At 63.7% G+C, this 9,760-nt stretch carries 7 protein-coding genes; 6 read left to right on the top strand and 1 reads right to left on the bottom strand.

Annotation, left to right across the window (positions count from 1 at the left end; all coding sequences use genetic code 11):
- The 4 genes from map to KAY22_RS19955 form a co-directional block, all read left to right on the top strand.
- The coding region (gene map / locus KAY22_RS19970) for a type I methionyl aminopeptidase (protein ID WP_296625010.1) at positions 1 to 455 on the top strand (455 nt) is incomplete at its 5' end.
- 233 nt (positions 456 to 688) lie between these two features.
- Complete coding sequence (locus KAY22_RS19965) at positions 689 to 1,174, top strand: hypothetical protein (RefSeq protein WP_296625009.1); 486 nt, start codon at positions 689 to 691, stop codon at positions 1,172 to 1,174.
- Positions 1,174 to 1,698: an ImmA/IrrE family metallo-endopeptidase gene (locus KAY22_RS19960; protein WP_296625011.1), complete on the top strand. Its 525-nt coding sequence runs from the start codon at positions 1,174 to 1,176 to the stop codon at positions 1,696 to 1,698. The genes KAY22_RS19965 and KAY22_RS19960 overlap by 1 nt, the downstream gene beginning before the upstream one ends.
- A gap of 1 nt (position 1,699) precedes the next feature.
- Entirely contained in the window at positions 1,700 to 2,770 is a 1,071-nt protein-coding gene (locus KAY22_RS19955; RefSeq protein ID WP_296625008.1) for a hypothetical protein, read from the top strand.
- Between the two features lie 77 nt (positions 2,771 to 2,847).
- Here the strand turns inward: KAY22_RS19955 and KAY22_RS19950 are convergent, their stop codons facing one another.
- Positions 2,848 to 4,236 (bottom strand): L-serine ammonia-lyase, encoded by a 1,389-nt coding sequence (locus KAY22_RS19950; protein ID WP_296625007.1) that lies wholly within the window; start codon positions 4,234 to 4,236, stop codon positions 2,848 to 2,850.
- 293 nt (positions 4,237 to 4,529) lie between these two features.
- Between KAY22_RS19950 and KAY22_RS19945 the strand changes: the two genes are divergently transcribed.
- Together KAY22_RS19945 and KAY22_RS19940 are read left to right on the top strand one after the other, a co-directional pair.
- A complete protein-coding gene (locus KAY22_RS19945) occupies positions 4,530 to 6,542 on the top strand; it encodes a BamA/TamA family outer membrane protein (RefSeq protein ID WP_296625006.1) in 2,013 nt (670 codons plus the stop codon).
- Positions 6,542 to 9,760 (top strand): hypothetical protein (locus KAY22_RS19940; protein ID WP_296625005.1); only part of this gene is annotated, 3,219 nt, incomplete at its 3' end. The genes KAY22_RS19945 and KAY22_RS19940, both read left to right, overlap by 1 nt.

Genomic DNA, 9,760 nt, shown 5'->3' with positions numbered 1-9,760 from the left:
CCTATCTGGTCGGCGACGTCCCCGCCGCCGCCCGCCGCCTCGCGAAGGTGGCGCAGGAACTGATGTGGAAGGGCATCACCCGCGTCCGCCCCGGCGCCCATCTCGGCGACATCGGCGCCGCGATCGAGGGGCATGCGCGCAAGAACGGCTATTCGGTCGTCCGCGAATATTGCGGCCACGGCATCGGCCGCGAGATGCACGAGGAACCCCAGATCCTGAACTTCGGCCGCCCCGGCAGCGGCCCCCAGATGCGCGAGGGCATGGTCTTCACGATCGAACCGATGCTCAACCAGGGCAGCCGCACCGTGGCGACCCGCGACGACGGGTGGACCGTGGTCACCACCGACGGCAAGCTGTCGGCCCAGTTCGAACATACGGTTGCGGTAACGGCGACCGGCGTCGAGGTGCTGACGCTGCGGAGGGATGAGAGGGCGAGGCTGGCGCAGGCGGCTTAAGGTAATAGGCAGTTCGACAGTATCGGCTTAGATCGTGCCCGCTCGCCTAGTAGCCCCCTATATGCCGCTTTAGCGAGCGCTCCCGCAAAAATCGCGTTTGATGCTAGTAGTAGATAATATGACGTTGTTGGCTAGCCACCGTAATTCGCGTCTTGGTGCAGAGAGCGGAACGCCATGTGCCGGCGCGCCATAAACTTATTGCGGGTCTGGAACGCTGTGCCTAATATGCAGGAATGGAGAAAGCCCAACGTATATTCTTTTCCGTATTGGCGACCATTTTTACGATCGCTGCGTGCGTCATTGCTTATTTCGCTATCCATAGCCTGCTAAATGCCGCCCCTGCCAACGCAAAGGTAGCTGTTGACTTCAATGGGATTCTAACTGTTCTCCTAACGACAGTTACAGTAATATTCACTGTCTGTGCAATAATTTTGGCTGTCCTAGGCATATTCGGGTTCAAAAATCTCAAGCGAGATGCTGGTCGATTTGCGGAAAATCAAGCGCTGGCTGAAATAGCAAAGGCTTTTGGCCCTTCAGGCAACGGGACAATTTGCATCGAGAAGGCCATGCAAGACGAGAACGGCCATCATCGCCAGTATATAGAGAAAAGAATACGGGCAGAGGTGATATCACTTCTTCCACTTATAGCCGATCGGCTGAACATCGAAGCTCTTAGGATGTCGATAGACGACCCGACAGATGAAGGTGATATAAATTGATGGATATCGCCCTAACATCTGGAGATCCCGCTTCCGCTCTATGGCATAGGGTAGATAAATCTGACCTCCAGAAGATATGGGATCTTTTTGACAATCATCCTGTTCCAGTGGGCCAAGTAGCAGATCGTCTCGGGATTGATGTTTTGAGCCTAACTTTACCCACCGAGATATCCGGCCTCATTCGCAGAAACGAAAATGGCAAGTTTGAAATCCATATAAACAATACAGACGCACCTGTGCGGCAAAGGTTTACGGTTTGCCACGAAATAGCTCATTATCTTCTACATAGAAATTTGATCGATGGCGATGGAATAACAGACAACATTCTATATCGTTCAAAGCTATCTAATAAACAGGAAGCAGAAGCCAACAGATTGGGTTCGGCTATTCTACTGCCTTGGAAAAATATTATTACGTGGCATTCTGAAAAATATGGAACATATCCAAGCAAAGAAAATATTGAAGAAATTGCTCAGCAATTTCGAGCATCTAGTCTTGCCGTTGGATTTAGGCTAGGTATATGATATGACATTTTTTACAAAACGTTATTATCCGACTGTTTGTGTCCGCCGCGCCGAAATGAAAGCGATGGAGAAGCTGCCAGAGACTGAAAAAGTCAAAATGCTTCCTATCGTCCTGCTTGCGCCATGGCTGAATTCAATTAAATTTGACAATACTCACAGGATTATTGAAAATAGCATTGGGAAAATACCAATAATTGTCGATTTAGACAGATCATTCCATAGTGAATCGAATCTGTCTTCGCGCGAATATTTTCGAGATCTTTTAGACGTCAAGATCGGGCCCGAGAAATGGATGGAATTAATCCAAGAGCATGAAAATTATATTCCATGCATACAATTTTCTGGCATCGATAAAACGCTCATTGACGAGCAAGTTGAATTTTCAGCAAAGCTGGGGAGAGGCTTCGCGATAAGAATAGAACTTCAAAGGCAGCCGCCGATTGAAGATCTTATTCAGTTATCAATGGACAATAAAGATTTAGATTTTGTCATTATAATTGATTATGGATATATAATTGCAAGCGATATCACTGAGTCTCGCATTTCCGCTATAATGGATCGTTTCTTATCCGTTTCTGACAAATTAAAATTTGTAATTACCGGGTCAAGCTTTCCGAATTCTTTTTCCGATTATGATGATTTCTCAGAAGCTCCTCCTATATTTTCGAGACTTATTTATGAAAATCTGGCTCGTAAATATGGTAATTATAATTTCTTTTATGGGGACTGGGCTAGTACGAAGCCCAGAACCTATGATGGTGGGGGTGGCACCCCTCTTCCTAGGATTGATTTCCCCACATCAAGCCGGTGGATAATCGCTCGTTCTAAAGAAAATGAGTGGGATTTTCAGACCGCTTCCGAGAAGATTACGCGCCTGCCTGAGTGGAAGGACAGACCCATGGTTTGGGGAACTGGAATGATTGAGAAGTCCGCCAAAGGGTTGCCGGGCGGTATATCTACAGGACCTCAGGCTATTGCGGCTAGGGTTAACATTCACCTTTATCTGCAGAACAATTTTGGAATCCCCACAGCCGCGAAGGGCCCTGTAGGAAAGTGGATCGACCCGATCTAATTTGTCCGCGTTGGTATAGCGAAGTTGAAGGCTCAGAAGCATTTTATGTCGGTACCCTTGCGCGGGTCCCTCCTCCCTCAACACTCCACCACATTCACCGCCAGCCCGCCGAGGCTCGTCTCCTTATATTTCGACCGCATGTCGACGCCGGTCTGGCGCATCGTTTCGATCACCGCGTCGAGGCTGACGACGTGCTGGCCGTCGCCGTGCAGCGCGAGATAGGCGGCGTTGATCGCCTTGATCGCGCCCATCGTGTTGCGTTCGATGCAGGGCACCTGGACGAGGCCGCCGATCGGGTCGCAGGTCAGGCCGAGATTATGCTCCATGCCGATCTCTGCGGCGTTCTCGATCTGGGCGTTGGTTGCGCCGAGGGCTGCGGCGAGGCCGGCGGCGGCCATCGAGCAGGCGACGCCCACTTCGCCCTGGCAGCCCATTTCCGCCGCCGAGATCGACGCGCGCTTCTTGTAGAGGAAGCCGATCGCCGAGCCGGTCAGCAGGAAGGTGCGGCTGCCGGCCGCATTGGCACCGGGCACGAAGACCTCATAATATTTGAGGACCGCCGGCAGCACGCCGGCCGCGCCATTGGTTGGCGCAGTGACCACGCGACCGCCGGCGGCATTTTCCTCGTTCACCGCCAAGGCCCACAGGCTGACCCATTCGAACACGGTCGACGGATCGCTGCGGGGCCCGCGTTCGACAAGCACGTCATGGACCGCGCGCGCGCGGCGGCGGACGTTGAGGCCGCCGGGCAGCACGCCCTCCCCCTTCAGGCCGCGCGCGATGCACGCGAACATCGCGCCGCGCAGCTCGGCCAGAAAAGCGTCGGTCTCGGCATCGCTGCGCCAGGCGCGCTCATTTTCGGCGACGATGTCGGCGATCGTCATCCCCTGCGCCTCGCCGAGCGCCAGCAACTCGCGCGCCGAGGAGAAGGGATGGCGCAGCGCGATATTGGCGCTCCGGGCCGGCGCATCCTCGCGCAGGATCGCGCCGCCGCCGATCGAGAAATAGACCGCCTGCTCGATCGCCCCGTCCGCCAGCCGCGCAGTGAAGCGCATCGCATTGGCATGGCCGGACAGGAATTTGCCGCGCAGAAACAGCAAGTCTTCCTTCTCGTCGAAGGCGATAGCCTCGCCGCCGCCGAAGCTTATCTGGCCGCGCTCGCGGATCGCTGCCGCGATATCCGCGATCCGGTCGGGATCGACCGTCTCGGGCGCCTCCCCCGCCAGACCGAGCAGGATAGCGGTATCGGTGGCGTGACCATGGCCGGTCAGCGCGAGCGAACCGAACAGCTCGCAGCGGACATGGGCGACCGGACCGATCGCCAGCGCCCGCTCGGCGAAGTCGCGCGCCGCGCGCATCGGGCCGACGGTGTGCGAGCTCGACGGGCCGATGCCGATGGTGAACAGGTCGCGGACGCTGATTGCCTGATCGGCGGGCAGGCAGACCGTCTTGGAGGGGCGGATCATCGGCGGGCCGGACTTTCCGAATCTCGGCAGGCCCGGCCTGCGCACGCAACATCGTACATGTTCATCGACACCCTCTGCCCGTCCGGTCGACGGCGGGCCTTCCTGTGCTGCTTCTAGCCGGCCGGCGTGCGCAGGTCACCCGTCGACCGGATGCGCCGGGCCGACGCCATGTGCGCCCCGTGGCGGGAACCGAAAAGTCGCTCATGCGTGTTGCAACCAGCAGGGGCCTCGTCCGTTAAGGTCCGTGACGCCGCCGTATCGAATCGGGTCGGCGAGCCTGGGGGGCCAGTTTTTTGAAGCCGTTGTCTTTCGTCGCTCTTCTCCTCGCCACCGCTGCGTCGACCCTCTCCCATGCGCAACCGGCGCAGACGCCGCTCGACGATAGCGCGTTCGAGGCCGCGCTGCCTCCGCTCGAAGACACCGCCGCTCCCGCCGCGACGGAAGAGAGTCCCCCGACCGCCACCGAACCCGCCGCACCCGCCCCTGAGCCCGAGCTCGAACAGCCCCTGCCCCCGCTCAGCGCCGCCCCGGTCGATCCGCCCGCCATCGCCGTAGCCGACGAGAAGCCGAAGGAACTGCCCTATGACGTGCGGATCGAGGGGCTGAAGGAGGTCGGGCTCGAAGACGAGTTCCGCGACCTGTCGGCGCTGCTGTCGGACGGACGCAAGGCGGAGAATGCGGCGCAGGTCGGCGCGCGCGCCGAGGAGGACGTGCTGCTGGCCGAGCGGCTGCTCCGCTCGCGCGGCTATTATGACGGGGTCGCGACCATATCGGTCGATACGCTGCCCAACAGCCGCAACCGGCTGACGGCGACGCTGACGGCCACGCCGGGAACGCGCTACATGTTCGGGCGGATCGCGGTGACAGGTGCCGCCGAGGAGCCGACGAAGCTTGCCGTCGACGCGCTCGACCTGAAGAGCGGCGCGCCGATCGTCGCCGCCGAAGTCGAGGCCGCCGAAGCGAACGTCTCGCTGCGCCTGCCCGAAAATGGCTATCGGTTCGTCAAGGTCGGGCAGCGCGACATCCTGCTCGACGAGCGCGACCACAGCGGCGATTACACGCTGCCGCTCGAGTCCGGCCCCAAGGCGCGTTTCGGCGGGATCCGGACCGCGGGTGATCCGGTGTTCGACGCCGGCCATATCGCCGTGATCCAGCGTTTCGACCGGGGCGACCTCTATGACAGCCGCCAGGTCGACGACCTGCGCCAGGCGCTGATCGCCACCAGCCTGCTCTCCACCGTCGCGATCGAACCGGTGCGGACCGGCACCGTCGCGGCGGACGGGACCGAGACGGTCGACCTGCTCGTCCGCCAGAGCAAAGGCCCCCGCCGACAGCTGGCGGCAAGTGCCGGCTATGGCACCGGCGAGGGGGTCAAGCTGACCGGCTCCTGGACCCACCGCAACCTGTTCCCGCCCGAAGGCGCGCTGACCGTCGAGGGTGTCGCCGGTACCCAGCAGCAGAGCCTGTCGACCGCCTTCCGCCGCTCCAATGCGGGGCAGCGCGACCGTGTGTTCGCACTCGGCGCCAGCGTCGCCCGTCAGGATTTCGAGGCCTATAATGCGCAGACCGTCAGCCTGACCGGCAGCCTGTCGCGCGCCAGCACCCCGATCTTCCAGAAGAAATGGACGTGGAGCATCGGCGGAGAACTGACCGCGTCGCGCGAAACCCGCTTCAACCCGGCCGATGGGGAGCGCCCGCGCAGCACCTATTTCATCGTCGCCGCCCCCGGCCAGCTCGGCTATGACGGATCGGACAGCCTGCTCGATCCGACGCGCGGTTTCCGGGTCACGGGGCGGCTGAGCCCCGAGGCGCAGAAGCGCAACAATGGCGGCTATGACGCCTATGCGCGGATGCTGCTCGAAGGCAGCGCTTATTATCCGGTGATGGAGTCTCTCGTGCTCGCCGGGCGCGCGCGGGTCGGGTCGATCGTCGGTGCGACGCGCGACACGATCGCGCCGTCGCGGCGCTATTATGCCGGCGGCGGCGGTTCGGTGCGCGGTTTCGGTTTCCAGCAGCTCGGCCCCAAGGACGCCAATGGCGATCCGGTCGGCGGGCGCAGCCTGACCGAGTTCGCGCTGGAGGCGCGCTACCGCTTCGGCGACTATGGCATCGTGCCCTTCTTCGACGCCGGCCGGGTGGGCCAGGGCTCCACGCCGTCGCTGTCGGGCATGCGCTACGGCGCCGGCATAGGCGGGCGCTATTATACCAATTTCGGGCCGATGCGGGTCGACATCGCCACCCCGATCAACCGCCGCAAGGGTGAATCGAAGATCGCGCTCTACATCTCGATCGGGCAGGCCTTCTGATGGCCGACACCGACACCCCCGCCGGCGCCGGTCGCCCCCGCTGGCAGCGCATCGCGCTGGGAATCGCCGCGACGATCGCAGGCCTGTTCCTGCTTGTGCTGCTCGGCATCGCCGCGCTCGATACCAGCGGCGGACGCCGCCTGCTCGCGAACCGGCTGGCCGGCTTCGAGACCGCCTCGGGACTGGGCCTGTCCGCCGACCGGATCGACGGGTCGATCTATGGCCGGATGATCCTCAAGGGCGTACGGGTCCGCGACGCGAAGGGCACCTTCCTCAGCGCCGACCGCATGGTCCTCGATTGGCGCCCCTTTGCCTATCTTCGTTCGAGCAAGGTCGATATTCGCGAACTCACCTCGCCCGAGGTCCGCTGGCTGCGGCTGCCAGAGCTGAAACCCATGCCCAGCGATCCGGATGCTCCGCTGCTGCCCGATATCGACGTGGCGCTCGGCCGGCTGGCGATCGACCGGCTGGTGGTGGCGCCGGCGATCACCGGCAAGGCGCATGTCGTGCGCCTGTCCGGCAAGGCGGACATCGCCGATGGCCGCGCCGTCCTGGCCGCCGATGCCGACGCCCTGACCGGCAAGGGTCTTGCGGGGGGCGACAGGCTCCGCCTCCGGCTCGATGCGGTACCCGCGTCCAACCGGCTGCAGATCGACGGACGGCTGCAGGCCCCGGCGGGCGGGCTGGTCGACGGCTTTGCCGGCCTCGGCAAGCCCCTGTCGGCGACCCTCGCCGGCAGCGGTGACTGGAACGCCTGGAACGGCACGCTTACCGCTGTCAGCGGAGCGGAACGGCTGGCCGACCTCGCCGTCACCGCCCGCTCCGGCCTGTTCGCGACCAAGGGAGATTTGCGACCGGGCACGATCTTCACCGGGCCGATTGCGGGGCTGACCTCGCCCCAGCTGACGGTCGACGCATCCGCGAAGCTTGCCGAACGCAGCGCCACGATCGATGCAAAGATCGCCTCGGACGCGCTGCGGGCGACGGCCACCGGCACGGTCGATCTCGCCAACAACCGCTTCACGGCGTTGCGCCTCAACGCAGCGCTGCTCAAGCCGCGTGCGATTGCGGAAAATCTGTCGGGCGACGATGTGTTTGCCGATGCCACCCTCGACGGTCCTTTCGCCACCCCGACCATCGCTTATGCGATCAAGGCCAGGCGCCTCGCCTTCGGCACGCTGGCGATCGACGGGCTCGCTGCCGAGGGCAAGGCGCAGGTCGATGCCGATCGCATCCGTATCCCGCTCCACGCCACCGCGCGCCGGGTGACCGGCCTGAACGCGGCGGTCGGCGGGCTGCTCGTCGACCTGAAGGCCGACGGCGACCTCGCCTGGTCGAACGGACGGCTGCTGTCGGACAATCTGCGGCTGCGCTCGAGCAGGCTCGACGCCACCGCGATCATCATCGCCGACCCGGCCAAGGGCATCTACACCGGCGCGCTCAAGGGGCGCGTCAACGACTATCAGGTCGACGGACTCGGCCGCATCGCGCTCGTGACCGACGCCGAGCTGGTGCCCGGCCGTGCGGGGGGCTTCGGCATCCGTGGCGGCTTCCGGATGACCACGCGGCGCATCGACAACGAGACGCTGCGCAATGCGCTCGGCGGGACGGCCGTCGCGACGGGCCAGTTCGGCTTCGACGGGCGCGTGGCGCGCCTGATCCGCTTCGCCGTGCGCTCGCCCGGATTTCAGCTGGGCAATGCGACCGGCAGCTATGACATCGAAAATGGCCGGATCGCGTTCCGCGCGTCGGGCCGGTCGCGGCAATATGGCCCGCTCTCGGTCGACGCCAGCGGCACGCTCGATCGCCCGCTGGTGCGGCTGCGCGCGGCAAAGCCGGGCATGGGCGTGGACCTGCGCGACATCGTCGCCGAGCTGCGCGGCGTGCCACAGGGCTATGCGGTCAAGGCTCGCGGCGCGAGCGCCTATGGGCCACTGACCGCCGACCTGCTGATCCGTCAGGGCCGGGGTCCGCTCGCGATCGACGTCAACAAGGCGACCTTCGCCGGCGTCGATTTCAAGGGGAGCCTCGTCCAGACGCGCTCGGGCCCGTTCGACGGTCGCCTGACTCTGGCAGGATCGGGTCTGTCGGGCGGCCTCCAGCTGTCCGCCGCCGGATCGGACCAGCGCATCCTTGCCAACATCGCCGCGTCCGCCGCCTGCATCCCCGGCGATGTCCCCATCCTCATCGGCCAGGGCAGCCTGAAGGGTGAGGTCGTGCTGCGGCCCAAGGGACCCGCCGCGCAGGGTCGCTTCGCGCTCGCCGACGTGCGGCAGGGCGATACGATCGTGAAGCGGGCGCAGGGCCGCATCGATTATCGCGACGGCGCGGGAACCGCCGCCATCGTGGCGCAAGGCCGCAGCGGCGCCGACTTCGACGTTGCCGCGCAGGCCCGGCTGGCGCCGGACCGGATCGTCGCCAATGCGAAGGGGCGCGTCGCCAACGTCGCCTTCCGCTTCGCCGAGCCGGTGCGGCTCGATCGCCAGGGCCGGGACTGGGTCCTGTCCCCCGCCCGGCTGGTGGTGCCGCAGGGCGAGGTTCGTCTGTCGGGCCGCTACGGGCGCGAAAGCCGACTGGAAGCGCGGCTCGCCAATTTCGACATCGGCATCGCCCGGGCCTTCATGCCGGGGCTCGGCCTCGGTGGTCGCGCCAGCGGCACGCTCGATTATGCGAGCCTGCCAGGGCAGGCGACGCCGACCGTCAATGCGCGGCTCGATATCGCGCGCTTCACCCGGACCTCGGCCTATGTCGTGTCCGAGCCGGTCGACCTCGCCCTGCTCGCGAAACTCGATACCGCGGGCGGCGACATGCGCGGGATCGTCCGCCGCGGCGGTGCGATCGTCGGGCGCTTCATCACGCGGCTCGCGCCGCTGGGCGCGGGCGCGACGCTGCAGGAACGGCTGATGCAGGCGCCGCTGTCGGGCGGCATCCGCTATAACGGCCCCGCCGACGTGCCGTGGACGCTGACCGGCATTGCCGGGCAGGACGTGAGCGGACCGATCGCGATCGCGGCCGATTTCGGCGGACGGCTCGACAACCCCACCCTCACCGGCATCGCCCGCGCGAAGACGCTGCGCTACGAGAATAGCAGCTATGGCACGGTGATCTCGAACATCGCCCTCGACGGCCGCTTCACCCAGTCGGAGTTCCAGCTCAACAGCTTCACCGGTCGCGCCGGCGAGGGCACGGTCAGCGCCTCCGGACGGATCGGCCTGGCC

This window comes from Rhizorhabdus sp., from assembly GCF_018006725.1.
Lineage (GTDB): Bacteria > Pseudomonadota > Alphaproteobacteria > Sphingomonadales > Sphingomonadaceae > Rhizorhabdus.
The sequence above is the reverse complement of the archived record's forward strand: the minus strand, read 5'-3'. Positions and strand labels throughout refer to the sequence as shown.

Excerpts from the sequence above, each read along its gene's own strand:
- KAY22_RS19965 (WP_296625009.1), top strand. The coding sequence starts at position 689 with ATGGAGAAAGCCCAACGTATATTCTTTTCCGTATTGGCGACCATTTTT.
- KAY22_RS19960 (WP_296625011.1), top strand. The coding sequence starts at position 1,174 with ATGGATATCGCCCTAACATCTGGAGATCCCGCTTCCGCTCTATGGCAT.
- KAY22_RS19955 (WP_296625008.1), top strand. The coding sequence starts at position 1,700 with ATGACATTTTTTACAAAACGTTATTATCCGACTGTTTGTGTCCGCCGC.
- KAY22_RS19950 (WP_296625007.1), bottom strand. The coding sequence starts at position 4,236 with ATGATCCGCCCCTCCAAGACGGTCTGCCTGCCCGCCGATCAGGCAATC.